The organism is Actinoallomurus oryzae (genome assembly GCF_039541955.1).
Classification (GTDB): Bacteria; Actinomycetota; Actinomycetes; order Streptosporangiales; family Streptosporangiaceae; genus Actinoallomurus; species Actinoallomurus oryzae.
In genome coordinates this window covers 91,542-118,166 of the sequence record NZ_BAABHF010000016.1, presented here as the reverse complement: position 1 = coordinate 118,166, position 26,625 = coordinate 91,542, and the positions used below count along the sequence as shown (strand labels likewise).

Here is a 26,625-nt window from a genome sequence, read left to right as displayed (position 1 = left end):
TGTGGCGGTCTGCTCCTGCTGATCAGCGGCCTGAGCGCCGCCACCGTCTATTACCCTCGGGCCTACCGCGACCTGCACGCCTACGAGCGCGGTGCGCGATGTACGGTCCCCCTGCGGGGCGCCGACTGCACGAGTGACGTCGACGCGGTCGTCACCCGCGTCTACATCGGTCACTCGAAAGTAGATGGCCCCGACAAGGTCACCGTGACCGGGCCCGCAGGGTTCGGGGGGAGTGTCGAACTGGGGGGCTCCGAGCCGGTCCTATCCCACCTGAAGCCCGGGGACCATGTGACGGTTAGGGTCTGGCACTCCAGATGGACCCAGATAGCGGCTGGAGGGCGAGTCCAGGCCACGCGAGAAACGCCGGTGGGAGTTCCGCTCAGCTGGCTCGCAACGGGTCTTGCGTTCTGCCTGTTCGGTCTAGTGGCCTTCGACTACGCCGCACGGTACCTGAGCCGGCGGCTGCATGCCCGCTGGAACGAGACGGGGCAGACGATCTCCGCCGTTGGCAAGACCCTTGTCGCGGCGGCGGTCCTCGCTTTCCTCGCAACGCTTCTGCCGAGGCCGGGGCATGATCCGTCGCCCGGCCCGTATTTCCTCACCTTGGCGCTGTCCATGACAACGACCGGTGGCGTGTTCGTCGCCGTTTGGTGGCTTCGCCGGTACTTCCGGTGAGATCGCCTTGCGTGTGTTCAGGTGGATCGCGGACGAGGCCGTACCCCGTGGCCAAGCCGATCTACCTCGCCTGCCAGCGGAGCCGAAAGCCCTTCGACACCGCCGCATGCTGCGGAAAGCGCACGGCGGCCATAAGGCAGCTGGCGAAAGATACGTAAGAGGCTCGACCCGTAAGCAGGCCAGGCAGATCCTGCCAGCTGGCAAGCGCACGCGACTCGCTTCAGTCAGGCGGCAGGGTTGTAGCAGATGGATGCTGGACGTGCCGCTGGTCATCAAATCCGTGTGCTCGCTGGACCGATCTGTCGTATGAGTACCGGTTCGCGGTTCGCTTCCGGGCGAGCGTGAGTTCTGCCGACGAGGCCAGCGGGGCCGCCAGGCCGGCCTGAACGTCAGTGCGCCGGTCAGTCGACGCCTTCGATGATGCGGAAGTCGCGCTCGACGCCGTCGGAAAGGGCGACCAGCGCCCCCTGGTATGCCGCGCTCTCGTGTGCCGCGACCGTCTGTTCATAGGTGTCGAACTCGGGGTGCCGCCCGTCCGCCGATCCAGGCTTCGAGGCCCCGCTCCCGCGCAAGTCCGGAGCCGTCCACCTGTGCTCTTCATCTATCCGCATTACCATGCTGGCCCGCTTCCTGTATGGAACGCCTCAGGTCGGCAATATTTCCTTCAAGATACGACACCCGCAAAGTCAATTCCTTTAGGCTTGCCCAGGCATACACCAGAAAGCTGGCGAACCCGATCACCGTCGCGCTAACCGTAAGACGCACTCGACCGTCTAGTTTGCGTGAGCATTCAGCGGCGACAATTTCGGCCGAGTTATGGGAGAGGGGGACTGGGGGACAGGTCATCGATAAATGATTCAGGGTTATAAAAAGGCACGATCGGGCAGAAGTGACGGTCGTGACTAGAGCTATCTGGTTCCGAGTAGACTGTTGGTATAAATAGTGCAGCGCCAATGCCCCAAAGACAAGAGCCAAAATAAGCCCAACGAGTTTCGCCATACCATGCTCTGTTCTTCCCTGGGCAGACTTTTCTCTTTCTCAAAACCCCTGAAGACCCCAACGCCCTCGGTCCTCGCTCCGAGGCACGACTTACAAGAGGCGGGATGATCGTCGACCATAGAGCACAGGTGGTTCGAAGGTAAGCCTTTAGCCGACGGTTGCGATTATGAGCTAACCGGAGGTGTGGTCGAAGTGGAGTCTGGAGGTGATGCGGTAGCGGTCGCCGCGGTAGACCGAGCGGACGTGTTCGATGATGCGTCCGGTGGTGTCCTGGGTGGTGCGTTCCACGCACATGATGGGGAAGTAGGGCGGGACGTCGAGCAGGTCGGCCTGTTCGGGGTCGGTGACGCTGGGCTCCAGTGTCTGGGTGGCCTCGGCGACCTGGATCCCGTACCGCTCGCGCAGAAGTCGGTAGAAGTTGCCCGACTCCATGTCGGCCGGCTCCAGGCGCGGCATCAGATGGGCGGGCAGTTCGAGGCGTTCGATGGCGATCGGCTCGCCCTCCACCAGGCGTACCCGCGTCACTCGCAGTACCGGCGCGTCCGGGGCGAGGTCCAGGCGCGCCGCGCGCGGCCTGCCCGCCGGGGTGGTCTCGAAGGAGACCACGTGACTCGTCCAGTCTCCCTCCGCCGGTGGGACGCCCAGGCCGCTGACCGTGGAGTGGGACAGCTGCTGGGTGATCTTGTATGGACTGGTGAACGTGCCGCGGCCGTGCCGGCGGACCAGGAGGCCCGAGCGGGTCAGTTCCTCGATGGCCGCGCGTACGGTCGGGCGTGACACGCCCAGGCGGAGGGCCAGCTCGCGTTCGGACGCGAGGCCGGTGCCCGGGTCGGCGCCCTCGATGACGTCGAGTATGTAGCGACGGACCCGGTCGCGTTTGGCCGTGCCCGGCCGGCCGTTCAGGCCGGTCACACCATCACTCCCCGTGCGGAAAGCGCGCCGAGGACGCGCAGCCGCTCGATGTGGGCTGCCAGGCGGTCGCGGAATTCCTCGTAGTCGCGCGTCCCCTCGCTCCACGCCGCCTCGGCCAGGGCGCACAACCGTGGATAGGCGAGGTAGCGGACGTGGTCGGGCGTCGGGGCGAACTCCGTCCACAGCTGCGCCTGGGTGCCGAGGACGCCGGGGCGACGCCCGTCGAGCGGATCGGCGATGGGGACGTCACCGGCGAGCGGGTCGAACCGGTACACGTCCTCCAGGGTGGTGACGAGGTCGGGCTGGCCCGCCGGCTCGCCGGGACGGGCGCTCTGCGCGTAGTCGAAGTACGTCGGCCGGTACGGCGCCATGATGACCTGATGGCCACGTCTGACGGAACGCACGCCGTGAGCCGGGTCGCGCCAGGCCGTCAGGGTCATGTCCGCGGGGAGTTCGCCGTTGCGTTCCGCCTCGTCCCAGCAGATCGCGCGCCGGCCGTGTTCGGCGAGCGTGTCCTGCATCTGGCTCAGGAACCAGCCGTGCAGCTGCGCGGTGTCGGTGAACCCCAGTGAGGCGGCGCGGCGGCGCGCGGCCGGGCTGGTCTCCCACTGCGTGGTCGGGCACTCCTCGCCACCGATATGGACGTAGCGCGACGGGAAGACCTCAGCGGTGCGGGCCAACACCGTACGGCAGAACTCCAGGGCCTCGTCGTGCACTCCGAGGATGTCCTCGCTGACGCCCCAGCTGGACCAGACCGGGCGTGTCACCTCCGGGTCGTTCCCCAGGTGGGGGTAGGCGGCCAGGGCCGCACGAGCGTGGCCGGGCATCTCGATCTCCGGCACGATCGTCACGCCGCGGCGTTCCGCGTACGCGACCAGGTCACGCAACGTGCGGCAGGTGTAGTAGCCACCGTGCGGCGTGCCGTCGAAGCGTGTGCTGCCGGCCGGCCCCACCATCGACTCGGCTCGCCACGCGCCGACCTCGGTGAGGCGTGGCAGATCCTCGATCTCGATGCGCCAGCCCTGGTCGTCGGTCAGGTGCAGGTGCAGGACGTTGAATTTGTGCAGGGCGATCTGGTCGACGAACTCCTGGAGGAACTCCGGCGGCATGTGGTGGCGCGCGACGTCGAGCATGACGCCGCGCCAGGGCAGCCGTGGTGCGTCCCGTACCGTCGCGCACGGCCACCGCCATACGTCCGGCGGCGCCGTACGCGGGTCGAGCGCCGCCGCCGGCAACAGCTGGCGCAACGTCTGGACGCCGTGGAACAGACCTTCCTCGGCGGGGGCGGTGAGCACCACCTCGCCGGGGTCGATCCGCAGCGCGTAACCCTGCCGGGGCAGGTCCGGCTCGCCGAGCGACAGGCGGACGCGCGGCCCGTACGTCACGCGAGGCCGATCCGGCCCGAGGTAGGCGGTGAGCAGGCCGGCGGCTCGCTCGGCGCCCTTCCCGGCCGACAGGTTCAGGGCCGGGGGAATGACGAACTCGCCGGGGTGGGGCGTGAGCGCGGTGGGGCGAGGAATGATCACGATGGCCTTTCCGGGACGGCGCCTAGCCCTTGACGGCTCCGGCGGTCATGCCGGCGACCAGCCGGCGTTGGATGAGCATGAAGAACACGACGATGGGCAGCGCGAAGAGCGTCGAGCCGGCGATGAGCCCGCCGTAGTCGACGCCGATGTTGGTGGAGAAGGAGGCCAGCCAGACCGGCAGGGTGTACCGGGACTGGTCCTTCATCATCACGTAGGCGTAGATGTAGTCGTTCCACGCCACGATGAACGAGAAGACGCTCGCGGCGATGATGCCGGGCATGACCAGGGGCAGCAGGATGCGGCGGATCACCGTCAACCGGTCCGCCCCGTCGACCATCGCGGCCTCTTCCAGCTCCACCGGGATGCCGTGCAGGAACCCGCGCAGCACCCAGATCGTCAGCGGCAGGACGAACGCCGAGTACGTCACCATCAGCCCGAGCAGCGTGTCGAGCATGTCGAGGCTCTTCAGGCTCAGGAAGAGCGGGATCAGCAGCGCCGGGCCCGGGATCATCTGGATCACGAGGATCCCGACCAGGAAGCCGCGGCGGCCGAAGAACCGGAAGCGCGTCAGCGCCGTCGCCGCGAGGAACGCCACGACGATCGACAGCGTCACGACCACGCCGGTCACGATGATGCTGTTGAGGGCGTACGAGGCGAAGTGTGGCTTGTGCACCGCGTCGGCGAAGTTCGCCAGGGTGAGGGGGAAGGGCAGGAAGCGCGGGGTGGGCGCGACGATGTCGCCGGCCGGCTTGAACGCCGTGTTGACCATCCAGTAGACCGGGAACAGCCAGATCGCGCAGAACACCAGGGTGCCCGCGTTCAACGCGACACGGCCCGGCCGGACCCGCCGGGTCACAGGCCCTCACCCGCCCGCACGAGCCGGCGCACGTAGTAGCCGGTCAGCGCCACGAGCAGCGCCGTCGCGAGGACCGCGATCGCGGCGCCCTGGCCGTACGACTGGCCGGCGAACGCGCGGGTGAACGACCAGACCACCAGTGTCGTGGTTCCCTCGTTCGGGCCGCCGTTCGTCAGGAGCCGGATCTGGTTGAAGACGTTGAAGTCCCAGATCACCGAGAGCACCGTGACCAGCAGCAGGATCGGCCGCAGGAACGGCACGGTGACCATGCGGAAGCGTGTCAGGTAGCCGGCGCCGTCGATCGCGGCCGCCTCGTAGTAGTCGGCCGGAATCTGGGAGAGGCCGGCGTACAGGGTCAGCGCGACGAACGGCACCGACTGCCAGACGACGAGCAGCCAGACCAGCAGCAGGGCCGACGGCGTGTGCGCGGTCCAGTCGTACTGCCCGAAGCCGCCGGACACGTGGGTGAGCAGCCAGTTGACCACCCCGTACGTCGGCTGGAAGAGCCAGGTCCACAGCATCGTGGCGGCGACGTTCGGCACCGCCCAGACCGCGATCAGGCAGAACGTGACGAACGTCCGCATGCGGCGGCCCAGCTCGCGCATCGCCAGGGCGGCGCCCATACCGATCACGAGCGTGCCGGCCGCCATCGCGACGCAGAGGAGGGCGGTGCGGACCAGCATCGGCGCGATCTCGTCGCCGTGCAGGACGGCGGTGTAGTTCGCCAGGCCGATCCACCGCGTCCGGCCGGTGAACAGCGCCCGCAGCCCGTAGTCCTGAAAGGAGATCAGCACGAGCCGTACGAGCGGGTAGCCGATCACCAGAGCCAGGACGACGGCGGCGGGAGCGAGCAGCGCGTACGGGGTGAGGGCCACGCGCCGCCGTGCCGGCGGGGCGGGCGCGGCGGCCGGCGGGACGACGGGAGGCGCCGCTTCGAGGGTCTCCATGGAGGTCACTGCGCGGCGTTCAGCGCCTGGGTCAGGTGCTGGTCGAAGGACCGGGCCGCGTCGGGGATCGCGGACTTCCCCGTGGAGATGTCGCCGAAGAAGGCCTGCAGCGACTTGTCGCTCTCGATCGTCGCCCAGCCCGGGCTGGCCGGTGTCGCGACGCTGCGCTTGGCCGCGGCCGAGAACGCCTTGAGCAGATCGGAGCGCGACCCGGACGTCTGATCGATGAGCTGGGCGGAGATCGGCGTCCAGCCGTCGATGCCGGCGATCGCGCCGGTCTGCGCCGCGGTGCTCGTCGCGGTCTTCAGGTACGCGAGCGCGAGCGCCTGGTGAGGGCTCTTGGCCGCGATGGCGAGATCGGAGCCACCGAGGAAGACCGGCTGGTTCGTGCCCGCCCTGGCGCCGGGGAACGGGAAGGTGCCCAGGTGTCCCTTCAGCGACGGCTTGATCTTCAGGACCGCGTTGACGCTCGTGTTGAGGATCGCCGAGGTCTTGCCCTGGGCGAAGACCGCGTTGTAGTCCGGTGACAGGTTGAACAGGTTGCGCGAGGCGACCGTGGAGTAGGTGTTCTGGAACTGCTTCCAGGCCCGCAGACCCTGCTGTGCCTGCGGCGACTCCAGCGCGCCGGTCCAGCGGTCACCGGTCCTGGTGGCCAGCTGACCACCGGCGTCCCAGACGAACTGGACACCGCCGAACCAGTATTGGCCCGGCATGTAGAACGCCGAGAAGTCCGGGGCCGGGTGAGCCGCCTTGATCTTGTCCAGGTCGGCGGTGAACTCCGCCAGCGTCGCCGGCGGCGCCGTCACTCCCGCGTCGGACCAGATCTTCTTGTTGTAGACCACCGCCCGCTCACCCGCGAAGAGCGGCGCGGCGTACAGCCGGCCGCCGACGGTGGCCGGGCCGACGAGGCCGGGCAGCCAGCTCTGGCCCTGCGCCATGGTCTTCGCCGGCCCGGAGATGTCGGACAGGCCGCCGGTGGCGGCGAACAACGCCACGTCGGTGTTGCCGATCTCGATGACGTCCGGGGGGTCGTTCTGCGCCAGCGCGGTGGTGATCTTGGTGTTGATGTCGTCCCACTGCTGGATCTGGACGTGCACGGTGGCGCCCGTCTCCTGGGTGAACTGCCGGTCGATCGCCGCCACCGCGGCGTCGGACAGGTCACCGTTCATATACCAGACGGTGAGGGTCTTCCCGGCTCCGGTGCCCGGGCCCGCGATGTCCGTGGCCGGCGGTGACTTCGCGCCGCCGTCACCGCCTCCGCATCCCGCGACCACGAGTGTGGCGGCCGCCGCCAGCGCGGCCGGAATTCGCCTGTGCATGTCGATCCTCCCTGGACTGACGGCACGAGGCGCGTCGCCTCGGCGCCGGGTCGGCAGCGCCCCCTCGCTCGGTGCCCCGGATGGTGGCACTTGTCCATTGGTCATGTCAACGCCATGAACCTGCCACCCGGTTCTCGGCGGCCCGTCGTGTCAGAGGATCCGAGAGCGCTGGTAATCCGGGGTTGACAAGTGGAAAAGCGGAGTTCATCTTGATGCCCATCGGTCGCGGTAGAACTGACCTCTGGTCAACTGTCCACCGCTCACCGCGCGCGCTCGGGGTCCGACCACTTCACCCGCCACCCCTTGAAGGAGAGACCACCGCATGCGGCATCACCCTGCCCTCAGACGCCTCCGGTCCGGACGCGGCCGTGCCGCCCTTTCGGCCGCGCTCGGGCTGTTCGGCGCCACCGTCGCGGCCGCCGGCGTCCTCGCCGGAAACCCGGCCCAGGCGGCCTCGGGGCTGCAACTGCAGTACAGGACCACCGCGGCCGGCGCCACCGCAGGCGACATCGAGCCGTGGTTCCAGATCACCAACACCGGCTCGTCGTCCGCGTCGCTGTCCGGCGTGGCCATCCGCTACTACTTCACCGCCGACACCACCGTCCCTTACGTCTTCACCTGCGAGTGGGCGCAGATCGGCTGCGCGAAGCTGTCCGGCACGGTCGGCACGCTGGCCACCGCCTCATCGACGGCCGACCACTACCTGGAGGTGGCGTTCGGCTCGAACGCCGGCACGCTGGCGCCCGGCGCGTCCACGGGCGACATCCAGCTGCGCCTCAACCGGCAGGACTGGCAGTCGGTCGACCAGGCGAACGACTACTCGTTCACACCGAGTCGCAGCTCGTACGGCACCGTGAGCACGATCACTCTGTCCGTGAACGGCACCATCGTCTCGGGCACGGCCCCGCCCGGCGGCGGCACGACTCCGCCCACCTCACCGCCGCCCAGCGGGAACGGCGTCCTGTTCGACGACTTCCACTACACCGGACCCGGCGACTCCACGCTCGGCGCCCACGGCTGGTCGATCCGTACGGGCGGGGGCGGCCCCGGCATCCAGGGCACCTGGTCGGCGAACGCCATCACCTTCCCCTCCGACGCGACCGCCCAGGGCGGCAAGGTGATGAACCTGGCCGCCACCACCGACGGCACGACGTCGGGCACGACGCAGGCCGAGATCGATACGGTGCAGCGCAAGTTCTTCGAGGGGACGTACGCGGCACGGGTCTACTTCAACGACGCCCCGACCACCGGGCAGAACGGCGACCACGTCAACGAGACCTTCTACACGATCACCCCGGACGACTCGCTGTACAGCGAGCTGGACAACGAGTACCTGCCGAACGGCGGCTGGGGAGCTCCGGGCCCGACGCTCTACACCACGACCTGGTACAGCGCGGACGCCATGGACCGCCAGACGCACAACGTCATCTCGAGCCTCCAGGGCTGGCACACGCTGCAGATGACCGTCGCGGGCGGCACCGTCACCTACTACGTCGACGGGAACGTCTACTTCTCCACCACGGGCAAGTACTACCCGCGGGAGAAGATGACGATCGACTTCAACGAGTGGTTCATCGACCTTCCCTTCACCGGGGCGCGCACCTGGAACGAGAAGGTCAACTGGGTGTACTACAACGCGTCCGGCGCGCTCACGCCGGCGCAGGTGACCAGCGCGGTGAACGGCTACTACAGCGCGGGCACCCACTTCACCGACACCGTGCCGAACTGACCGCCTGCGCCACGGCCGGCATCCGTCCCCGGGATGCCGGCCGCGGTGCTCGCGGCCACGGCGCGGGAGTTCGCCTGAGACGATGGGGGCGTGACCAGGCCCGAGCCCGAGCAGAGAGCCACCCGTACCCCCTCGACCCCGAAGCGTGACCGGGTCCGCCGCTACATTCTCGACGTCATCGACAATGCCGGTCCGGGCACGGGTCTGGCGTCCGAGCGGGACCTCGCGAACGAGCTCGGCGTCTCCCGCCCGACCATCCGCGCGGCCATCGACGAACTGGTCCGCTCGGGCCTGCTGGTCCGCCAGCACGGCCGCGGCACGTTCACCAGCCCACGGAAGATCACCCAGGAGCTGTCGGGGGCCGGGTCGCTCGCGGTGCCGCCCGCCGAAGGCGACTGGACGAGCCACGTGGTGTCCTTCGACACGGCTCCGGCGGGGTGGCCGCGTGCGGGCCGGCTGGGCCTGTCCCCGGACGCCCCGGTGCTACGGGTGACGCGGATACGCCTGGTCGACGCCGAACCCATCGCCATCGAACGCCTGGAACTGCCCGCCGCCCTGGTGCCGGGACTGCGACCGGCCGACATGGAGACCGGCAACTTCTACCGGCTGCTCCGCGAGCGCTACGACATCCACGTCGCCGAGGCCACCCAGACCCTCGAACCCAGCGTCACCAACCCCGAGCAGGCCGACCTGCTCGACGTCCCGTCCTACTTCCCCATCATGTGCGTGGAACGCACCACGCAGGACACCGCCGGACGCGTCATCGAGCACGCCCGCTCGGTCTACCGCGGCGACCGCTACCGCATCACCTCCAAGCTCCACTTCGATCACACCTCGGGCTGAGCGGGGAGGGCACCGCTCGGGGCGGCCCGCCGACCGGCGGGGGAGGCGTCGCGGGTGAGGCGCCACATACGGCAGGCGAGCTGGAGGGCGAGGCGGTCGTCCGGGTCGGTCAACGGGACGCCGAGCAGTGTCTCGGCTCTCTGCACGCGACGGGTGACGGTGTTGCGGTGCGTGCCGAGCCGGTGCGCGGCCTCGGAGGAGGAGCACCCGCTGTCGAGATAGCAGTCGACGGTCTCCAGCAGCGCTTCGTTGCCCTCGCGCAGCAGCGGGGCCAGCATCCGCTCGGCCTCTTCGCGGACCACCGATGAGCCGTACCAGTCGAGCAGCATCCGTTTCGTGCCGAGTTCGTCGCCGCGCTGCACCGTGCCCGCGCGACCGGTCGCGGCGGCGACCAGGGCGGCTCGCCGTGCCTCGGCGAGCGTTGTCACGAGGCCGTCCGGTCCCGGGGCCGCGTGTCCGGTACCCGCCACGATCGGGGGGACGTTCGACGTCGCGTGGTAGTCCGCGAGGGCCCGGCACACGGTCGTGACGAGCGACGCGACGGCGTCCGGCGGCCGTTCTCCGGTGTGCCAGGCGGACCAGCCGTCCGCGCGTTCGACCAGTGGCACATCGATGCCGTGGGCCGTGAGCCCGGCGGAGAGGATGGGGGTGACCGTGGCGGGCGCCGGTGGAACGCTTCCGACCAACGCGAAGTGAATGCCGGTGTGCCAGCCGTCCAGCCGCCAGCCGAGGCGGGCCGCCTGTCCCGCGACGTGCGGTGGGGGAGGACCGTCCAGGCTCAGGATCTCATTCAGCAGGCCGCCTCGGATCCGGGCGTCACGTTCGGCGTTCAGGCGCTCGGTCGCGAACCAGGCGCCGACGTATGCCGCCGCCATGTCGAGCAGGCCGAGAGCCGTGTCGCGCCAGAGCGGACCGGATCGCTCGCACTGGCACACGATCCACAGCCGTGGCCCGCCCTCGGTGTGCGGCACGGGACACAACGCGGTCGACACACGGCCCGTACGGTCGACGGCCGGCACCGGTGTTCCGGCCGGTACGGCGAACGGGTGGCGGGGCCGGCTCCCGGCGAGCGACGTCCCGTCGGTGGTGGCCAGCGATGTGCGCGCGTCCAGCACCGCGTCGAGGACGGACAGGACGCGCTCCAGGGATCCGGCCGTGCGCAGCCGTGCGGCGCCCTCGGCCAGGCGCCGGCCCAGGGCCAGCTCCGGCGCGTGGACGACCGAGAGCAGGCGCGCGGCCAGCGCGTGCGGTGCGGCGTCCGGCGCCACGACGACGGGCAGCCCGAGCCGGTCGGCCAGCCGGACGGTGGACAGCGCGGCGGCGAACGTGCCGCCCGCCACGACCAGCAGCCGGCCGGCTCGGCCGTGCAGCCGGCGGCAGACGATCTCGGCCAGATGCTGGCGCCGGAGGGCGCCGGCCGCTCCGCCCAGATCGAGGATCGCGACGGTGCCGTACGGTGCGTCGTCGAGTTCGGCGCCGGTCACCACGAGGGTGACGTGATGCACCGCCGCCTCGATGCCCGCGCGTCCGCCGATGACCTCACCGTCGCGCAGGGCCTCGTCGGCCAGCAGGTCGCCCACCGTGACGGCGGTCATGACGCGGTTTCTCCGGCCATCGGGAGGTCGAGGCCGAACGCGGGCGGTCCGACGAGCCGTGCGGCGGCCGGGGTCCGCAGGGCCGGCGGCGCCGGCAGGCTGAGCACGTCCACGTGCCGGCCGGGCGCGACCCGCTCGGTGGAGATCGGGTACCAGGTGCGCGCGTGGAGCATCACGATGATCTCTGGCACATGGGCGGTCACGGCGCCGTCGTCGAGGGCGAGCAGGTACTCATCGGCCATCTCCAGCCGGAGCGTCCGCCGAGGGGAGCGGGCGTGCTCGATGGTGACCGTGCCGCTGAGCGCGGCCGTGTCGCGGCCCCGCTGGCGTACCTCCAGGACGGTGCCGGTGAACAGCCGGCGGACGGCCATGCCGGCGAGCAGCCGGTCGCGCTCGGCCGGATCACGCTGCCCGCGCCGCAGCGCCCGGCCGAGCCGCAACGCGCGGCTGATGGTGCCGGGCAGCGCGTGCCGGCGCGAGTCGGTGGCACGCATGACGCACAGCGCGCTGGCCGCCCATCCGCCCAGCGCGGGCAGCGCGGCGCGCGCCAGCCGTTCGGCCCCCGCCCCGTCCACGCCGGTGATCAGCAGCTCCGCGCCGGACGGCTCGGCGAGCGCGAGCGGTGCCGTGGGCAGACCGGCGAGCGTGAAGACGGTCTGGTCGATCCGCGGGAAGGCCCGGCCCATGCCGTCCGCGTCCACCAGCGGCAGGCCGAGCCACGCGGCGGCGGCCACCGGCAGCAGAGCGTTGACACCGGCGGACTCCAGACCGTGCAGCGCCGTCACCGCGATGCCCAGGTGCCGTTCGAGCGCCCGGACCGCCGCGGTGAACTCGGTCTCACCGGGGAGGCGTTCGATCATCACCGTGGTCGCCCCGATCGCCGCGACCGGCACGACCCACGCGCCGGGATCGAGGTCGGCGGGGCTCAGGAGCCGTACCGGTCCGTGGCGGTCCAGGACGCGCCGAAGCGTCGCGGCGGCGTTCTGAGTGTCACCTCCGCCACCGGAACCGAGGAGGGTCGCGCCCGCCGCGAGGTCGGCCACGTCACCCGGCGTGATCAGCACAATGCGGGCGATTCTACCCACGGAGGTGGTGCGACCTGCACCTCCGTCCCCTGAGGGTGGTGCAGGTCGTCCATTTCCGGCGAAGCGGCCGGTGCCTAGCCTGCTCGCCAACGGAACTTCGGGAGGACCGATGGCCCACGGCGATGTGACGATCGCGACTGCCGCGCAGGGCGAGGCCGCGATCGGCAGCGACGACTACGCTCTGCAGCGCGTCCCCCAGCACGCGCGCTACCACTGGTTCTCCATCGCGGCCCAGCGCTTCGGGCAGGTGTCGGCGCTGTCGCAGTTCCTGCTGGGCGCCACGCTCGGCGTGGGCATGTCGTTCTGGGGCGCCGTCGGTGCGATCACGCTCGGTGCGGTGATCCTGGAGATCGTGGCGATTCTTCTCGGGATCATCGGCGTCCGCGAGGGGATGTCCACGTCGGTGCTGGCCCGCTGGACCGGTTTCGGCCGCTACGGCGCCGGCCTCATCGGCCTGGTGGTCGCGGTCAGCCTGATCGGCTGGTTCGGCATCCAGAACGCCGTCTTCGCGCAGGGGCTGCACAGCCTGCTGGGCGGTCCGCCGCTGTGGGCGTGGACGCTGATCGCGGGAGCCTTCATCACGCTCATCGTGGTGTACGGCTTCGCGAGCATGCAGTGGATCGCGTACGTGACGGTCCCCCTGTTCGTCGTGCTCGCCGGCTGGTCGATCACGGTGGAACTGTCCAAGCACTCGTTCGGCTCACTGGTCACGTCTCCGGCACCGGGGCCGCACCTGAGCATGACGGCGGGGACGACGCTGGTCGCGGGCGGGTTCATCGTCGGAGCGGTGATCACGCCGGACATGACGCGGTACAACCGCAGCGTCACGGACGTCGTCAAACAGACCGTCCTGGGGATCACGCTCGGCGAGTACGTCATCGGGCTGATCGGCGTGTTGCTCGCACACGCCGTACGGACCGGCGACGTGGTCGCCATCGTGACCTCGACCAGCGGTACCGCCGGCACCGTGATCCTCATCGCCGCCACGTTGAAGATCAACGACTGGAACCTGTACTCGTCGTCGCTGGGCTTCGTGAACATCATCGACACGCTGTTCGGCCGGCGGGTGAACCGCGCGCTCGTCACGATCGGGCTGGGGGCGGCCGGCACGCTGCTGGCCGCGGCGGGGATACTCGACCGCTTCCAGGACTTCCTCACCATCCTCGGCATCGCCGTGCCACCCATCGCCGGGATCATGGTGGCCGAGTACTTCCTGGTACGGCGCTGGCGCGGCGACCTGGACGCGGCCGGTGACACCGTGCCCCGCGAGGCGCCGGCCTGGGTGCCGGCCACGCTGGTGATCTGGGTCGGCGCGTTCCTGGTCGGCAAGTACCTCGGCTGGGGCATCCCCGCGCTGAACTCCCTGATCGTCGCGTTCGTCGGCTACGTCGTGGCCGGCCGTGCCGGCCTGACCCGCGGCGTGGGGAGCACCGAGCACCGACCCGGCGGCTGACCGCCCGGACACGGCGGATCGGCGATCGGGCAAGACCGGAGAGAAGGAAGAAGAGAAACGTGCGCATCGGAATCGACGTCGGCGGCACGAACACCGATGCCGTCCTCATGGACGGGTCCGCGGTGTTGGCCGAGATCAAGACCTCCACGACCAGCGACGTGACCAGCGGCGTCGTCGCGGCGCTGCGGGGGCTGGCGAAGGGCGCGACCTTCTCTCCCGCCGACATCCAGGCCGTCATGATCGGCACCACCCATTTCACCAACGCGATCGTCGAGGCCCGCCGCCTGGCCCCGACCGCCGTGATCCGCCTCGGTCTGCCGGCCACCAAGGCGCTGCCGCCCATGGTCGACTGGCCCGATCGGCTGCGGTCGGCGATCGGCGACCACGGGTACCTGTGCCACGGCGGCAACGAGTTCGACGGTCGCGTCATCTCCGACCTCAGACCGGACGAGGTCAAGCGGGTCGCCGACGCGATCGGCGCCGCGGGGGTGCGCTCCGTCGCGATCTCCTCGGTGTTCTCGCCGGTCAGCGCCGACTTCGAGATGCAGGCGGCCGACATCGTGGCCGAGGTGCTGCCCGACGTCCACCTCAGCCTTTCCCACCAGATCGGCCGCATCGGCCTGCTGGAGCGGGAGAACGCGACGATCGTCAACGCGTGCCTGCGCGATCTCGCCGACACGATCGTGGACGCCTTCACCAGCGCGCTGACCACCGTCGGTATCAGCGCGCCGCTGTACCTCTCGCAGAACGACGGCACGTTGATGGACGTCGAGTTCACGCGCAAGTACCCGGTCGCCACGTTCGCCTCGGGGCCGACCAACTCGATGCGCGGCGCGGCCCTGCTGTCCGGCCTGTCCGACTGCGCGGTGGTCGACATCGGCGGCACCACCTCCGACGTCGGGATGCTCACCCGCGGCTTCCCCCGGGAGGCGGCGACCGAGGTCGACATCGGCGGTGTGCGGAGCAACTTCCGGATGCCGGACGTCCTGTCGGTCGGCATCGGCGGTGGAAGCCGGGTGCGCGGTGACTCGGACCCGGCCATCGGGCCGGACAGCGTCGGCCACGAGCTCACCGAGCGGGCGCTGGTGTTCGGCGGCGACACCCTGACCGCCACCGACATCGTCGTGGCGGCGGGCCACGCCGACATCGGCGACGCGTCCCTGGTCCGCCACCTGGATCCCCGGCTGGTGACCGCGGCGATCGAACGCATCGCTCACGACGTCGCCGAGATCGTCGACCGGATGCGCACGTCCGCGGACCCCGTGCCCGTGGTGATCGTCGGCGGCGGCTCGGTTCTCATCCCGGACGCGCTGCCGGGCTTCGCCGAGGTGCACCGGCCCGACCACTTCGCGGTCGCGAACGCCATCGGCGCGGCCATCGCGCAGGTCGGCGGCGAGGTCGACCGGATCTTCGCGATCGGCCGGCAGTCCCGTGACGAGGTACTCGACCAGGCCAAGGCGGAGGCCGTGGACCAGGCGGTCGCGGCCGGCGCCCGCCCGGGCAGCGTGCAGATCGTGGAGGTGGAGGAGGTCCCGATCGCGTACCTGCCGGGAAACGCCGTGCGAGTACGGGTGAAGGCCGTGGGCGACCTCGAGTTCGCCGCGACCGGAGGTGCCAGGTGAGCGTGCAGATCACGGCCGACCGGATGGCCGACATCGCCCGCGGGGCCGCGATCCTAGGCACCGGCGGCGGTGGCGACCCGTACATCGGGCGGCTGCTGGCCGAGCAGGCGATCCGGCGGCACGGCCCGGTGACCCTGGTCGGCCTCGACGAGGTGCCGGACGACGCGGTCATCGTGTCCGTGGCGATGATGGGCGCGCCCACGGTGATGGTCGAGAAGATGCCGGGCGGCACGGAGATCCAGACGGCGTTGCGGGCCATGCACGAGGTGCTCGGCGAGGAGATCACGCACCTGTCCTGCATCGAGGCGGGCGGGATCAACTCCACGATCCCGTTCGTGGCGGCCGCCGAGACGGGACTGCCGCTGCTGGACGCCGACGGCATGGGCCGCGCGTTCCCCGAGCTGCAGATGGTGCTGCCCACGTTGGCCGGGGTCTCCACCTGCCCGCTGGCGCTCGCCGATGAGAAGGGCAACAGCGCACTGCTGCGCACGGTCGACAACCGGTGGGCCGAGCGGTTCGCCCGCTCCATCGCCATCGACATGGGATGCCGGGCGATGACCCTCCAGTACGTCCTGCGCGGCGATCAGGTGCGCGAGGCGCTGGTACCGGGCACGCTGAGTCTCGTCGAGCGGCTGGGACGCGTGGTCCGCGAAGCACACGGCCGCCGCGACCCGGTGGCCGCGGCCACCGAGGTACTGGACGGGCACCTGCTGTTCACCGGCAAGATCACGGACGTGGCCCGGCGTACCACGGGCGGCTTCGCGCGCGGCACGGCACGGCTGGAGGGCACCGGCGCGTACGAGGGCCGCACGCTGGAGCTGGAATTCCAGAACGAGAACCTGGTGGCCCGCCGGGACGGCGTGGTCGTGGCCGGGGTGCCCGACCTGATCTGCGTGCTGAACAGCGACAGCGGTGAACCCGTCACCACCGAGGGACTCCGCTACGGATTCCGCGTCAGTGTCGTCGGCGCGCCGTGCGACCCGCGCTGGCGTACGCCCGCCGGCCTCGACCTCGTCGGCCCCGGCTACTTCGGGTACGACCACGGCTACGTGCCCGTGGAGACCTCATGCGCGAGCTGACGACCGTCGACCTGCGCGATCTCGCGCTGGGCGCCACCGTGCTCGGCACCGGCGGCGGCGGCGACCCGTACATCGGGCGGCTGCTCGCGGAGCGGCAGTTGCGTTCCGGCCGTCGGATCCGGGTCGTCTCCGCCGACGAGCTCGACGCCGACGCCCTGGTCATCCCCACTTCGATGATGGGCGCACCGACCGTGATCGTCGAGAAGCTGCCCAGCGGCACGGAGAACGTCACGGCCCTGCGGGCGCTCGAAGCCCGGCTGGGGCGCACCGCGGCCGCGACGATGCCGGTGGAGTGCGGCGGCGTGAACTCGATGATCCCGCTGTACATGGGGGCGCTGCTCGACATCCCGGTGGTCGACGCCGACGGGATGGGCCGGGCCTTTCCCGAACTCCAGATGGAGACGTTCCACATCTACGGCGTGTCCGGCTCCCCGATGACCGTCGCCGACGACAAGGGCGACGCGGCGCTGTTCGAGACCGGCGACAACCGGCGCATGGAGTGGCTCGCCCGGGGCGTGACGATCCGGATGGGCGGCGCGTCGTACGTGTCGATGTACCCGATGACCGCCGCGGAGGTGCGCCGCACCGCGATCCCCGGCACACTCGGCCTGGCCCAGGCCATCGGCCGTACGCTGCGGGAGGCGCGCGAGGCGCACCGCGATCCGTTCGCCGCGCTCACCGAGATGCTCGGATCGACCATCTACCGCCACGGGGCGGTGTTGTTCCGCGGCAAGGTCGTCGACGTCGAACGCCGCACCGTCGAGGGCTTCGCGCGCGGCACCGCCACGCTGGAGTCCTTCACCGGCACCGACCGGCTCCAGCTCACCTTCCAGAACGAGCACCTGGTCGCCCGGAGCGACGGAGAGGTACGCGCGATCGTGCCCGACCTCATCTGCACGCTGGACAGCGAGACGGGCATGCCGGTGACGACCGAGTCGCTGCGCTACGGCATGCGGATCACGGTGTACACGATCTCCACACCGGAACTCATGCGGACACCGTCGGCCCTGGAGACGTTCGGCCCGGCCGCCTTCGGTCTCCCCGATGCCTACATCCCGGTGGAGGACCTCGTCAACGGCGATGCCTGAGGAGAGGCGTCCAGGCCACACCGCTGGGTCGGTACGGCTCCCGTCCACCGGTCCGGACGACACCCCGGCCACTCGTGACCACCGTCAGCCCGCGTCGCCGGCCCACCAGTTCGCCAGGCGGCGCCACCAGCGGGCCGGTGCCTTGGGTGCCGATGGCTCCTCGGCGCCGGAGGCGGTCGGCGTCTCCGGGACGTCCTCGTCACCCGCTTCGGTCACCGGGTACGGCTCGGCGAGCGGTGGCGGCGCGGGTTCGGGAGTGGAGGGGAACCGTACGGGCAGCGAGGACAGGGCGCGCTGGATGAATCCGGGTCGCCACGTGAGTTCCTCGGCGGGAACGGCCAATTCCATGTCCGGCAGTCCGTCGAGGAGCTTCTCGATGGCGACCGTGGCGATGATGCGCGCCTGGCCCTGAGCCGGGCAGGCATGGGGCCCGACGCCCCACGACAGGTGGGCGCGGTTACCGGCCCGGTCCTCGGCCCGGGTCGACGGATCGTTGTTGGCGGCCGCGAAGCTGATGACGACCGGCTGGTCGGCCGGCAGCCTGACACCGTGGAAGTCGAGCGGCTCGACCGGATAGCTGATGCCGAAGTTCGCGAGCGGCGGGTCCGTCCACAGGACCTCGTCGAGGGCGTCCTCGACGGACAGGCTCCCGCCGGACAGGCCGCCCCCGAACCGCTCGTCGGACAGCAGCAGCCGCAACGTGTTGACGATCAGGTTCTGCGCGAGCTCGCTGCCCGCGCCGACGATCATCACGATCTGGTGCGCGACCTCCTCGTCCGTGAGCTCGGCCGGATGCTCCATCAGCCACGTCGTCACGTCCTGGCCCGGGTTCTCGCGTTTGAGGGCCATGAGCTCCAGGACGGCCAGGCCGAGGGTCATGTTGGCCTCTTCGGAGTTCTCCCACTTGAGGACCTCCCGTACGGCCGCGACCATCCGCTCGCCGAGCTCGGCCGGACAGCCGAACAGTTCGTTGAACACCAGCAGCGGCAGAACCAGGGCGTACTCGGTGCGCAGGTCCGCCTCTCCCAGAGGGCTCATCCGGCCGATGAGACGGCTTGCGCTGCGCTCGACGAAGGTGCGGAGCGCGTTCTGGTCGACCCGGTCCAGGGCGTCGGTCACGGCCTCGCGGAGCCGCGAGCGGAGGGGGTCGTCGGTCAGGTTGCATGTCGGCCGGTACGCCATGATCGGCAGGACCGGGCAGTCGGGCGGAATCCCCTGTTGCCACCGGCGGGCGTCGCGGGGGAATCTCACCTGGTCGCGCAGTATTTCGAGGGCGACGTCGTAGTCGGTGACCAGCATCCCGGGCACGCCGGGGGACAGTTCCACCGGCGCGATGGGGCCGTACGCGCGGAGTCGGCGGTACACGCCTTCGGGGTCGGCGGCGAACTCCGGCCCGTGCAGCGAAAGGAGCCCGTCGGTGGTCGAGCCGTCCGGCGACGGTGACGGACGGGAATCGGGCGAGGTCATGTGCGCTCCTGACCATGTGCCTGCGAACAAGGGCGGCCGAAGCCCCATGTGGGGTCAGCGGGTGATCATCGGGCCACGCATCGAAGTCGGAAAGGCTACACTCAGCGATCTTGCCGTCGCAAATAGGACTCACTTCGCCGATGGCAGTGTCGAGGAGGGACCGCTGTTCGTCGGGTCGTGGAGTTCGCGCAGGTGGAGGACGTCGCGGACAGTGGCGTGACCGCCGTCGGTGCCGTGCCGCCGAGCAGAGTTGAACCCGGGGCCGGCCGCACTGGTGGTAGTCCGAGCCCCTCCTGGGCTCCGGTGCGCTCGGCATGTGCGGTGCGGTATCTGGTCCAGACCGGCAAGGGTCGACCTTACTACGTAAAGGCGGGTGCCATGGTGTGCGACCCCGCCTATTTCAGGGCCGCTCCGGCCTTGCGATAGGCCTGCCGGGCCAGGCTCTCGGCGTCCGCTCTGCCGACATCCGTGCCGACGACATGCATCATCGCGAGATATCCGGGGCCGGTGAACAGGACCTGCCACGAGCGCAGCCGCGTACCGCCGGTCACCTGGTCGGTCCGGATGATCCGCCCGCCGTCTCCGATGTCCAGGGGATCGTCGGAGACCACGGTGGCCGTGATGGTCGTACCGGCGGCGCGTGCCTTGACGGTCCGGCACGCCTGCGGGACCGGCTGGGTGACCGCCTGTTCGGCCACCGGATCCGGGACCGCGACGAGCACTTCCGAAGGGGACCGCCCGACCTGGGCGAAGCTCACGAAGGCGCTGGGCATGGAGCCGGTGACGTCGATGCCGGTACGGCCCATCCCGTCGCACGACGGGTTACCCGTGGCCTGCGGCGCACCTCCGGAAAGCTTCTTGATCACCGTCTCGTACGGGCCGCTCCCCTTGGAGATCGCGGCTGCTCCGGCAGGTGGTTTGATCAGAGCGTCGGCGAGCTGCCGCGCCGTGTATCTCGGCGACGCGTATGCCGGCGTCGCGGACGCCGATCCGCTCCGTCCGCCGTGTGGCGACGCCGTGGCCGGCGCCGCGCTCTTCTCGCCCCCGCCGTGACAGCCCGCCGACGCCGCCACCGCGACCATCACGACGATCGCCGCCCGTGTTGCTCTGATCCCCATGCGCCACGCTCCCCACTAGCCGATTCGGCGGGGTACTGACTAGGACGCGCGAACGGCGAGCCACGTTGACGGACACTGACGCGACCGCGAGATGCGGGGCTCCGTAGGTGCATGGCCGTGCTGACGGCCCTCAAAATCCGCGTGATCGCCGGAGGGTTCCCCTGCTCGCCGGGCGCCACGAACGTACACACGCGGTAGGCCGCCGACCGTCTGAGGCGGCTTACTGAGAGGAATCGATGGGAAACTCAAGACTCATGCCGTCGCGGTCGCCACGGGCGCCGCCGCTCTGCTGCCCACCGCCGCCGTGGCCGCCACCGGCGGCTTCTACTGGAGCCCGGACGGCAGCGGCACACAGTCCGCCTCGCTGCAGAATCCGCAGGCCGGCCACTGCTACACCCTGCGAGGCGCCCGGCCACCCTTCTACGCGATCAACGCCACCGACCACACCGCGCACTACTACCGTTCAGCCGGCTGCTCCGGCGAGACCGGGTCGCTGCCCCCGAGCGCGACCGGCAACGTCACCCGGTATGTGAAGTTCGACTGATCGGCCGTACCGCAGCGTGCTGTTCAGCTGAATCGTCGTCGCCGCCCGGGTGGGCTGGGCGATTTCCGGGGCGCACAGGCCGAACTGCTCCCGGTGCGGTACGCCGACGCCCGCGTGCGGGCGAACAGGACACACGGCGGCGTCGCGGTCTGGTACAAGTAGCCGCCCGCCCGCGGATCAAGGGGGCGGCCTGCCTCTGCGCGCAAGAGGCAGGCCGCACGTTCGGTGGAGACCCCCGCTCAGCGGTCGGGAGCCGGGGTCACCAGGACGTGGCCGGGAATGTCGGTGCGTTCGGACCTGTACCAGTCCACGATCGCCGCGGCCCAATGGTCGACCGCGATCCGGCCGTCGCCCGATTCGTCCAGTTCCTCGAACACCGCCTCGCTGTTCGCACTCGCGAAGCCGCTCGCGGTCATGCAGGTGAGGAAGTCGTCGCGTTCGACGTATCCGTCGTCATCCCGGTCGACCAGCGCGGCCACCGACGTCGCGTAGTCGGTCACGGTGTGTTCGGCGTCTCCGGGGTCGCCCAGCCGGGCGAGGTACTCCTCCCGGCTGATCCGGCCGTCGCCGTCGGCGTCGAGGGTCGCGCGCAGGCCCGTCCAGAAGCGGCGATGCCCGTTCACGACCGCCTGTCCCTTCGCCGACTCGCGCGGCTCGCCCACCGCGCTGAGCACTCTGGTGGCGAGCCGATCGAAGTCGCTCTCGTCCAGGTAGCCGTTACCGTCAAGGTCGAGTATGCGGAACCGCAGCAGCAGCCGCTCGCGGGCGCCGGAACCGGCCTGCGCGGACTCGTGACCCATGGGGGACCTCCCGATCACCTTTTGTGATCGCCAACTTACATTAGGTGAGCATCGGGGGGAAGGTCCGGTTGTGGCCGTGGCGACGGATCCGCGGGCCGAGGGATCCACCTCCTGAAATGGGACAATGCGGGCATGCGTGCGATCCGGCAGAGTGGCTGGTGGAGGCGCGCGGCCCGGCCGGCCGTGGCGTTAACGCTCATCGCGGGCCTCGGAGGGGCGTGTGCACCGGGGGGCGCTCCGCAGGCGGGATGGGACGACGCGTTCCGCCACCCGGAGTTGCCCGAGCGCACGGCGCCGGCCGGTACCTACCCGTGGGTCGAGCCGGATGACCCGTCCGCGGTCAAGGTGTCGGTGGCCGGTGGGCTCATGAACGCCGTGGTGGTCGGTGACGTCATCGTCGTGGCGGACCGGGTCAAAGGCGTGCCCGCCGGCTCGACGGGCGCTCTCGGCGTCCGGGTGCGTGAGGCGGACCCGGAAGGGCACACCCTGTTCACGGGCCCGGTCCTGGCGGCCGAGTCCGGCCGGTCGGACGGGCCGGGGCTGCATCTGCTCGGCGACGGCCCCAGGCTCCGTGTCGCCTTCAGCTATCACAAGACCGGTCCCGGCGGGCGGTTGACCTATGTCGACATCTACGACCCGTCCGCACGGGGGCACGTGCGCCCCCGTACGGTGCGGTTACCCACCGACGAGCGACTGGAATGGGCCGGAGACACCGCCTTCCAGGGCGCGGTGCTCAATGACGGCGGGCCGATCACGATCCTGGACGCCGACGGCACGCTGAGCCCGTGGCATCGCCCGGGCTGGTTGCCGGTCGCGGCCACCGGCGACGCCGTCGTCGACGCCCACCGCGGCAACGACAGCCGGCACCAGGGTTTCGAGGTCGTCGACCGCCGTACCGGACGGGTGCTGTGGTCCGGGCGCGGCCAGACCGTCTACGCCGTGTCCGCCCGGGCCATCATCGCCGGGCACACGCGCCGGCTGGTGCTGTCGGATCTGCGGACCGGCAAGGTCCTCGCCCGTGGCAATGACCCCCTGTCGAGTGGCGGTACCCCCTCCGACGCCGACGGCACCCGGCAACAGGGTGATCTGATCACGACCTGGCAGGTCGCCGGCAGCACGCGTCACCGATGGGTGCACGGCGGCTGGAACGCCGGCTACTACGCCATCTGGAAGGACAACCTCTACGGCTTGCCGCTGAGCGGGCCCGCGTCCCGGAGTCAGCCGGTCCGGGCGGTGACGAACGTGACGTAGCTGGAGCCGCCCTGGCCGTCCACGCCCGAGTTCGGTCCCAGGCTTACCTTGCCGGCGGGCATGGTCTTGGCGAACACCGCCAGTGGCCGGTCGCTCGTCTGGACCGTCATGTCGGTGCGCGTGAAGCCCTGGTCGGCGAGCCAGCCCGGCCACCACGATCCCTCGCCGCGGGTGTCGAACGCGACGTACACCGTCGCCGGACGCGTCAGGTCGAGTGTCAGGTAGTCCGCGGGCTCGGTCAGCTGGGAGTCGTCGTTCGCGCCGCGGATCAGGACCGCGCCGTCGAGGGCGTCCGGGAGTCCGGTGACCGTGTAGCCGCGGTCGACGTACGCCGGCGCTCCGACCGCGGCGCGGACCAGGGCGTGCAGCTTGTCCGGCTGCTCGACGGTCACCAGGTCGCTGTTGATCTGCGGCGTGCTGTGCGCGACTCCGAGCGTGCGCTGCCCGAGCGTCTTCACCTTGTCCGCCGGCCGCCCGCCCAGTTCGCCGAATGAGAAGGACGAGTAGGGCTGTGCCGTACGTTCCAGCAGGTAGCTCGCGCCGCGCTTGACCGGCAGCGTGATCTGCGACGCGGTGGTCGCCGCCACCACGGGCCGGCCGCAGCCGCACGCGCCGTTCACGACCTGGATCCGCTGACCGGGCCACGGGTTCTGGATCTTCAGCGTGTCCGTGCTGCCGGCCTGGATGCCGACCAGCGAGGCGGAGCCGCCGCGTGTCTCCACGCTGACGCGGTGGCCGCCCGGGATCTGCACGGCGCCCGTGGCGGTCCAGTCCGCCGGCCACGCCGGGGCGATGCGGAGAGTGCCCTGGTAGGACTGCACCAGGGACTCCTGCAACGCGGACGCCACCACGGCTCCCCAGCCGTCGTAGTAACCGCCGCCGCGCGCCGGATCGGAGTTGCGGCTGTGCGAGGCGAAGCCGTTCGGGAAGATCTGGAAGTCGGAGGTGCCCTGGACCAGCAGGTTCTTCATCTCGTCGGCCCGGCCGAGCCGTGCGGCCCAGACCGAGTCCGAGGCCCATTCCCGCGTCTGCACGTAGACGCGGTTGGTGAACGTCGACTGCATGAGCGAGGAGTCGGCGCCGTACAGACCCCACGGCCACAGCGCCTCCAGGTCGGGGTCCTGGGTGTTGTGCGCCGCCTCGTCCGTGCCCGACCAGGCGAGCACCGGCTGGCCGCCCCGCGTCGTCGTGCGGAACGGCGGCAGCTTGGCGACCGCCTGACGAAGCCGCTCGGCGAGGTCGTGGTCGCCGTGCCGATCGGCGAGCCCGGCGACGACCGGGAAGATCGTCCGCATCGCGGCGAGGTCGGGGGTGGGGTCGGTGGTGTCCCACTGCACCTCGAGGGCGTTGACGTGCTGGAGATGCAGGTACCCGTCGTCTCCGGGACGCAGCACGGACAGGTAGAACCGCGCGACATCGCTCATCAGCGGATACCCGGAGTCCAGGAGCGCCTGGTCGCCGGTGTAGCGGTACTGCGACCACAGGTTGGCGACGACCTCCGGGCCGGTCGACAGGATGCGGTTGACCCAGTCCGGATCGGCGTCGCTGTCACACGATCCGGCGGTGCCGTCGAAGCGCAGGAACTCCGGCACGCACACGCCCTTCGCGCCCGGCCAGTGCTCGGCGGTCCACTTCCGCATCTTCGCGAGGCGGTCGAGGTACAGCCGGAAGTAGGGGGTGTTGAGCGCGGCGGTGCCGGCCCCGAGGTTGGTGTACACCGGCTGCCGCAGGTTGAAGTGCCACCAGTTGGCCGCCGACCAGTGGATGTCGTCGCGCCAGAGCGAGAACAGGCTGGTGACGCCGCCGTGGCTGCTCGGCACCGCCGAGCGCATCGACGCCGCGGACATGTACAGCTGCGTCGCCCGCAGGTTCTCCAGGTACTCGCCGGTGCCGTCCGGCGAGCTGATCTCGAGCGGCGCCGCGTCGTTCCAGAACCGGTGCCACCAGCGCAGATGGCTCGCGTCGGCGCCGGCGTCGAACGCTCCGCGCACCGCGGCCCGCGTCGCCTTCGCCACGTCGCCGCCCTTGTACGCCGGGACGCCGACCACGATGCGGAAGCTGCCGTCCTGGCGCGGCTTGAAGCTGAGGTGGACGGACAGGTCGCCGGTCACCGTCGCGTGCACCTGGCGCCCGTCGGCGGTCACGGCGGCGATCGCGCCCGACGTGGTGCCGGAGGGCTCGTCGTGGAAGGTCTCGGCCAGCGCGGCCACGCCGCCCGACGCGTACGTGACGGGACTGCGGCCCTGCCACAGCTTCAGGTCGGCGGTCTGGGTCCGGCCGGGGTCGGCGCCGGCGACGTCCAGCACGAACTGGTCCGTGCCCGCACGGACGTGGGCGTGCGCCGTCATGCCCCCGCCGCGCTGGTCCAGGTCGGCGTCGTAGAGGCCGAGCCGGCCGCGGTAGTCGGCGGAGCTCATCAGCGGGAACAGCCCCGGGACGACCAGCTGTCCCGCGCCCTTGAGGTCGGGGAACGTGTCACTGCGGTTGAACTGCGCGGTGAGCCCGTCCTCGGACCAGACCGCGGCGCCGAGCCGGCCGTTGCCGAGCGGCATGCTCTGGTAGTTCTGCCACGGCGGGCTCTGCAGGACGAGGTCCGAGCGCGACACCACGCCGCGCGGATCCGTCTGCAAAGCGCCGTGTCGCCAGGCCGTCGTGGGTGGTGGCGCGGCGACGGCTGGAGCGACGGGGGCCACCATCGCCGTCGTGACCGCCGCGCAGGCGATGAGAATCGAGAACCGGCCGCGCCTCATGGCAAATGCACCTCGGAGGTCAATCGATTGACTGAGGTCGAGCGTTCCGGATTGTGGCCCGTTGCCGCGGAACCGTCAAGACCTCGCCGCCTCCACCGGCGGCCGAAGGCGAGAATCGGACGAACGCCCCAACTGCCCCCTTGTTTTGGTCCTGTTGCCGCTGTTACGTTCCAGTCAATCGTTTGAACGAGCGAAGGAGGACGCCCGGATGGGGGTCGCGATCGACCTGGCGGGGCGTACGGCACTGGTCACCGGTGCGGCGGGAGGTCTCGGGTCCGCGTGCGCCAGGGCACTGGCCGAAGCAGGGGCCGACCTGGTCCTCACCGATCTGGACGAGGGCCGCGTCGCGGCGAGCGCGGCCGGCCTCGGGGCGCGCGTCCGTGCGGCCGACCTGGCCGACCTGGACCAGGCGAGGGCGCTGGTCGAGGGGATCGGCGAGCTGGACATCCTGGTGAACTGCGCGGGGATCATGCGGACCACGCCGTTCCTGGAGGTGTCACCGCAGGAGTGGCGGCGGATCGTCGACGTGAACCTCAACGCGACGTTCTGGATCACGCAGGCGGTCGGCCGCCGGATGGTCGAGCGGGGCCGCGGGTCGATCGTGACGCTGGCCTCCGTCGCCGCGCGGTCCGGACGGCCGAACGCCCCGCACTACTCGGCCACCAAGACCGCGCTGCTGTCCCTGACGAAGTCGGCCGCCGAGGCGTTCGCGCCGGTACGGGTCAACGCGGTGTGCCCCGGCGTCTTCCTCACGCCCATGTGGGAGGAGATCATCGCCGACCGGGACCGGCGGTTCGGCGACGGAGCGGGACAGGGCTATCTGAAGGAGGTCGGCGACCGGGCGCCGCTGCGCCGCCCCGGCCGAGCGGAGGAGCTCGCGTCCGTGGTGCTGTTCCTGGTCAGCGACCTCGCGTCGTACGTGACCGGGCAGGCGCTCAACGTCGATGGCGGACTGGAGATGGACTGA

22 protein-coding genes are annotated in these 26,625 nt (G+C 70.6%); 10 read left to right on the top strand and 12 right to left on the bottom strand.

Annotation, left to right across the window (positions count from 1 at the left end):
• The first annotated feature begins 366 nt into the window (after positions 1–366).
• Positions 367–675, top strand: coding sequence for a hypothetical protein (locus ABEA10_RS11205; protein WP_345461330.1), 309 nt, complete (start codon positions 367–369; stop codon positions 673–675).
• Positions 676–1,076: 401 nt separating this feature from the next.
• On the opposite strand, the gene ABEA10_RS11200 is transcribed toward ABEA10_RS11205, so the two are convergent.
• From ABEA10_RS11200 to ABEA10_RS11175, 6 genes are all read right to left on the bottom strand, one after another.
• Positions 1,077–1,247, bottom strand: coding sequence for a DUF1330 domain-containing protein (locus ABEA10_RS11200; protein WP_345461327.1), 171 nt, complete (start codon positions 1,245–1,247; stop codon positions 1,077–1,079).
• 598 nt (positions 1,248–1,845) lie between these two features.
• Complete coding sequence (locus ABEA10_RS11195; RefSeq protein ID WP_345461323.1) at positions 1,846–2,586, bottom strand: GntR family transcriptional regulator; 741 nt, start codon at positions 2,584–2,586, stop codon at positions 1,846–1,848.
• Positions 2,583–4,112 carry a beta-N-acetylhexosaminidase gene (locus ABEA10_RS11190; protein ID WP_345461320.1) on the bottom strand — a complete coding sequence of 510 codons (1,530 nt, stop codon included), beginning with the start codon at positions 4,110–4,112 and terminating at the stop codon, positions 2,583–2,585. Before ABEA10_RS11190 ends, ABEA10_RS11195 begins: the two co-directional genes overlap by 4 nt.
• A 22-nt stretch (positions 4,113–4,134) precedes the next feature.
• Positions 4,135–4,968, bottom strand: a complete 834-nt coding sequence (locus ABEA10_RS11185) for a carbohydrate ABC transporter permease (RefSeq protein ID WP_345461317.1) — start codon at positions 4,966–4,968, stop codon at positions 4,135–4,137.
• Positions 4,965–5,915, bottom strand: coding sequence for a carbohydrate ABC transporter permease (locus ABEA10_RS11180; protein ID WP_345461314.1), 951 nt, complete (start codon positions 5,913–5,915; stop codon positions 4,965–4,967). Before ABEA10_RS11180 ends, ABEA10_RS11185 begins: the two co-directional genes overlap by 4 nt.
• Positions 5,916–5,920: 5 nt before the next feature.
• Positions 5,921–7,234, bottom strand: coding sequence for an extracellular solute-binding protein (locus ABEA10_RS11175; protein ID WP_345461312.1), 1,314 nt, complete (start codon positions 7,232–7,234; stop codon positions 5,921–5,923).
• Positions 7,235–7,556: 322 nt separating this feature from the next.
• Here ABEA10_RS11175 and ABEA10_RS11170 point away from each other — a divergent pair, with 322 nt between their 5' ends.
• Together ABEA10_RS11170 and ABEA10_RS11165 are read left to right on the top strand one after the other, a co-directional pair.
• The gene (locus ABEA10_RS11170) at positions 7,557–8,963 is read left to right on the top strand and encodes a cellulose binding domain-containing protein (RefSeq protein ID WP_345461309.1); all 1,407 of its coding nucleotides are present in this window, start codon (positions 7,557–7,559) and stop codon (positions 8,961–8,963) included.
• A 90-nt stretch (positions 8,964–9,053) separates the two neighbouring features.
• Entirely contained in the window at positions 9,054–9,806 is a 753-nt protein-coding gene (locus tag ABEA10_RS11165) for a GntR family transcriptional regulator (protein WP_345461306.1), read from the top strand.
• Here ABEA10_RS11165 and ABEA10_RS11160 read toward each other — a convergent pair.
• Both ABEA10_RS11160 and ABEA10_RS11155 read right to left on the bottom strand, forming a co-directional pair.
• Entirely contained in the window at positions 9,791–11,401 is a 1,611-nt protein-coding gene (locus ABEA10_RS11160) for a helix-turn-helix domain-containing protein (protein ID WP_345461303.1), read from the bottom strand. The two genes, ABEA10_RS11165 and ABEA10_RS11160, sit on opposite strands and share 16 nt — an antisense overlap.
• Positions 11,398–12,465: an S-methyl thiohydantoin desulfurase family protein gene (locus tag ABEA10_RS11155; RefSeq protein ID WP_345461300.1), complete on the bottom strand. Its 1,068-nt coding sequence runs from the start codon at positions 12,463–12,465 to the stop codon at positions 11,398–11,400. Before ABEA10_RS11155 ends, ABEA10_RS11160 begins: the two co-directional genes overlap by 4 nt.
• Before the next feature lie 130 nt (positions 12,466–12,595).
• Between ABEA10_RS11155 and ABEA10_RS11150 the strand changes: the two genes are divergently transcribed.
• Genes ABEA10_RS11150 through ABEA10_RS11135 form a run of 4 tightly spaced genes read left to right on the top strand, consistent with a single transcriptional unit; the run spans position 12,596 to position 17,728 of the window.
• On the top strand, positions 12,596–13,939 hold the full coding sequence (locus ABEA10_RS11150) for a purine-cytosine permease family protein (RefSeq protein WP_345461297.1): 1,344 nt from the start codon (positions 12,596–12,598) through the stop codon (positions 13,937–13,939).
• Between the two features lie 59 nt (positions 13,940–13,998).
• The gene (locus tag ABEA10_RS11145) at positions 13,999–15,561 is read left to right on the top strand and encodes a hydantoinase/oxoprolinase N-terminal domain-containing protein (RefSeq protein ID WP_345461294.1); all 1,563 of its coding nucleotides are present in this window, start codon (positions 13,999–14,001) and stop codon (positions 15,559–15,561) included.
• Positions 15,558–16,640 (top strand): S-methyl thiohydantoin desulfurase family protein, encoded by a 1,083-nt coding sequence (locus ABEA10_RS11140; RefSeq protein ID WP_345461291.1) that lies wholly within the window; start codon positions 15,558–15,560, stop codon positions 16,638–16,640. The genes ABEA10_RS11145 and ABEA10_RS11140 overlap by 4 nt, the downstream gene beginning before the upstream one ends.
• The gene (locus ABEA10_RS11135; protein WP_345461288.1) at positions 16,628–17,728 is read left to right on the top strand and encodes an S-methyl thiohydantoin desulfurase family protein; all 1,101 of its coding nucleotides are present in this window, start codon (positions 16,628–16,630) and stop codon (positions 17,726–17,728) included. The genes ABEA10_RS11140 and ABEA10_RS11135 overlap by 13 nt, the downstream gene beginning before the upstream one ends.
• 84 nt (positions 17,729–17,812) lie before the next feature.
• On the opposite strand, the gene ABEA10_RS11130 is transcribed toward ABEA10_RS11135, so the two are convergent.
• Together ABEA10_RS11130 and ABEA10_RS11125 are read right to left on the bottom strand one after the other, a co-directional pair.
• Positions 17,813–19,195: a cytochrome P450 family protein gene (locus ABEA10_RS11130; RefSeq protein WP_345461285.1), complete on the bottom strand. Its 1,383-nt coding sequence runs from the start codon at positions 19,193–19,195 to the stop codon at positions 17,813–17,815.
• Between the two features lie 395 nt (positions 19,196–19,590).
• The gene (locus ABEA10_RS11125; RefSeq protein ID WP_345461282.1) at positions 19,591–20,313 is read right to left on the bottom strand and encodes a hypothetical protein; all 723 of its coding nucleotides are present in this window, start codon (positions 20,311–20,313) and stop codon (positions 19,591–19,593) included.
• 304 nt (positions 20,314–20,617) lie between these two features.
• Between ABEA10_RS11125 and ABEA10_RS11120 the strand changes: the two genes are divergently transcribed.
• Complete coding sequence (locus tag ABEA10_RS11120; RefSeq protein WP_345461279.1) at positions 20,618–20,857, top strand: hypothetical protein; 240 nt, start codon at positions 20,618–20,620, stop codon at positions 20,855–20,857.
• Positions 20,858–21,096: 239 nt separating this feature from the next.
• Here the strand turns inward: ABEA10_RS11120 and ABEA10_RS11115 are convergent, their stop codons facing one another.
• Positions 21,097–21,657 (bottom strand): EF-hand domain-containing protein, encoded by a 561-nt coding sequence (locus ABEA10_RS11115; RefSeq protein ID WP_345461276.1) that lies wholly within the window; start codon positions 21,655–21,657, stop codon positions 21,097–21,099.
• A 132-nt stretch (positions 21,658–21,789) separates the two neighbouring features.
• Here ABEA10_RS11115 and ABEA10_RS11110 point away from each other — a divergent pair, with 132 nt between their 5' ends.
• A complete protein-coding gene (locus ABEA10_RS11110) occupies positions 21,790–22,908 on the top strand; it encodes a hypothetical protein (protein ID WP_345461273.1) in 1,119 nt (372 codons plus the stop codon).
• Here ABEA10_RS11110 and ABEA10_RS11105 read toward each other — a convergent pair.
• Positions 22,875–25,658, bottom strand: coding sequence for a glycosyl hydrolase family 95 catalytic domain-containing protein (locus ABEA10_RS11105; RefSeq protein WP_345461270.1), 2,784 nt, complete (start codon positions 25,656–25,658; stop codon positions 22,875–22,877). The genes ABEA10_RS11110 and ABEA10_RS11105 overlap by 34 nt on opposite strands.
• A gap of 208 nt (positions 25,659–25,866) precedes the next feature.
• Between ABEA10_RS11105 and ABEA10_RS11100 the strand changes: the two genes are divergently transcribed.
• Positions 25,867–26,625, top strand: coding sequence for an SDR family NAD(P)-dependent oxidoreductase (locus ABEA10_RS11100; RefSeq protein ID WP_345461267.1), 759 nt, complete (start codon positions 25,867–25,869; stop codon positions 26,623–26,625).

What these genes read in the sequence shown, in the direction of transcription:
- ABEA10_RS11125 (WP_345461282.1), bottom strand. Translation starts at nt 20,313, where the DNA reads ATGGGGATCAGAGCAACACGGGCGGCGATCGTCGTGATGGTCGCGGTG.
- ABEA10_RS11105 (WP_345461270.1), bottom strand. Translation starts at nt 25,658, where the DNA reads ATGAGGCGCGGCCGGTTCTCGATTCTCATCGCCTGCGCGGCGGTCACG.
- ABEA10_RS11175 (WP_345461312.1), bottom strand. Translation starts at nt 7,234, where the DNA reads ATGCACAGGCGAATTCCGGCCGCGCTGGCGGCGGCCGCCACACTCGTG.
- ABEA10_RS11150 (WP_345461297.1), top strand. Translation starts at nt 12,596, where the DNA reads ATGGCCCACGGCGATGTGACGATCGCGACTGCCGCGCAGGGCGAGGCC.
- ABEA10_RS11160 (WP_345461303.1), bottom strand. Translation starts at nt 11,401, where the DNA reads ATGACCGCCGTCACGGTGGGCGACCTGCTGGCCGACGAGGCCCTGCGC.
- ABEA10_RS11180 (WP_345461314.1), bottom strand. Translation starts at nt 5,915, where the DNA reads ATGGAGACCCTCGAAGCGGCGCCTCCCGTCGTCCCGCCGGCCGCCGCG.
- ABEA10_RS11110 (WP_345461273.1), top strand. Translation starts at nt 21,790, where the DNA reads ATGCGTGCGATCCGGCAGAGTGGCTGGTGGAGGCGCGCGGCCCGGCCG.
- ABEA10_RS11170 (WP_345461309.1), top strand. Translation starts at nt 7,557, where the DNA reads ATGCGGCATCACCCTGCCCTCAGACGCCTCCGGTCCGGACGCGGCCGT.
- ABEA10_RS11135 (WP_345461288.1), top strand. Translation starts at nt 16,628, where the DNA reads ATGCGCGAGCTGACGACCGTCGACCTGCGCGATCTCGCGCTGGGCGCC.
- ABEA10_RS11130 (WP_345461285.1), bottom strand. Translation starts at nt 19,195, where the DNA reads ATGACCTCGCCCGATTCCCGTCCGTCACCGTCGCCGGACGGCTCGACC.
- ABEA10_RS11115 (WP_345461276.1), bottom strand. Translation starts at nt 21,657, where the DNA reads ATGGGTCACGAGTCCGCGCAGGCCGGTTCCGGCGCCCGCGAGCGGCTG.
- ABEA10_RS11100 (WP_345461267.1), top strand. Translation starts at nt 25,867, where the DNA reads ATGGGGGTCGCGATCGACCTGGCGGGGCGTACGGCACTGGTCACCGGT.